Origin of the sequence: Methylobacterium sp. J-076 (assembly GCF_022829405.1) — a bacterium.
GTDB lineage: Bacteria > Pseudomonadota > Alphaproteobacteria > Rhizobiales > Beijerinckiaceae > Methylobacterium.
This window is the reverse complement of the sequence record NZ_JAKSXW010000049.1, coordinates 1-1,484: the sequence shown is the minus strand read 5'-3', so window position 1 is coordinate 1,484 and position 1,484 is coordinate 1. Positions and strand designations below refer to the sequence as shown.

Sequence of the window (1,484 nt, the reverse complement as noted above, 5' to 3'; positions counted from 1 at the left end):
TCGAGTTCGTCCGTGTGTGCTCGGCCTACGGCGCCGGCTTCTTCTACATCCCCGGCACCGACACCTGCCTGCGCCTCTCGGGCCGCGCCCGCTTCGAGTACGGCTACCAGGCCCCCCTCAGCCGCGGCCAGGGCAACGGCGACTACAGCGGCTACCGCGGCCTCGCCCGCATCAACATCGATGCCCGCACCCAGACCGGCTACGGCACCCTCCGCGCCTTCCTGCGCATCGAGGCCGCCAGCCGCACCGGCATCCCGACCCTGCACTCCGGCACCCAAATCCGGACCGCCAACGCCTTCCCGGGCACCGGCATCGACCAGTTCGGCCGCGTCGAGCAGTACTTCAACACCGACAAGGCCTTCGTGCAGTTCGCCGGCCTGACCGCCGGCCGCGCGTCCTCGTTCTTCGACTTCTACGCCCACGACTTCGAGTTCATCGGCGGCACGTCGGGCTCGGACGTCTACTCCACCAACCTGCTGGCCTACACCGCCACCCTCGGCAACGGCTTCTCCGCCACGCTGTCGATGGAAGACCCGAGCTTCCGCCGCACCCCGATCTACTCGCCGACCTCGGCCGCCGGCGCGGCCGTGGGCAACACCTCGACCCAGATCTTCGGCCAGGCGAACTCGCTGGTCCCGGCGGTCCTCGGCGTCGATGTCAACGGCAAGCCGATCGGCTTCGGCTTCACCGACGGCATCCAGCGCAACCGCATGCCCGACTTCGTCGGCGTGCTGCGCTACGACCAGCCCTGGGGCTCGGCCCAGCTCTCCGCCGCCGTGCATGAGATCAACGCCGGCAACGTGATCACCCAGGGCGGCTTCCTCGGCACCAACAGCGCCGGCACGGGCCTCAATGCCACCAACGCCGTCACCGCCCGCACCCAGAGCGAGTACGGTTGGGCCGTCCAGGGCGGCCTGAAGGTCAACGCCCCGTTCATCGCGCCGGGCGACGCCTTCTACCTCCAGGGCGCCTATGCCGAAGGCGCGCAGATGTACACCGGCAACGGCTCGTACAACGGCGCCTACGCCATCAACCCGACCTCGATCCAGGGCGCGTCGTTCAACCAGAACTTCTCCGACGCGACGATCAACCCGTTCACCAACCAGCTGCAGCTCTCCACGAGCTTCTCGGTGGTCGGCTCGTTCCTGCACTACTGGTCGCCGGAGTGGCGTTCGGCGGTGTTCGCCTCCTACGGTGAGAACACCTTCGGGGCCGGCGCCCGCGCCGCCCAGGGCGCCTACTTCGGGTTCACCCCCGCCGCCGGCGCCAACATCGGCAGCACCGCCCTGGCGGCGCTTGGCCCGGGCACGCCCGGCACGCGGTTCTACGCCCTCAACGGCGCCCTGCGCGACACCTACATGCTCTATGCCGGCGCGAACCTGATCTGGTCGCCGGTGAAGGACCTCGATATCGGTGTCGAGGGCATGTACGCCCAGTACGGTGTCCAGAACGGCCGGGTGCTCGACACCCAGAAGTTCAACTAC

At 68.9% G+C, this 1,484-nt stretch carries 1 protein-coding gene; it reads left to right on the top strand.

From position 1 onward, the window contains the following. Positions 1 to 1,484: porin (locus tag MKK53_RS03655; RefSeq protein ID WP_243927027.1), on the top strand; the 1,484-nt coding region annotated here is incomplete at both ends.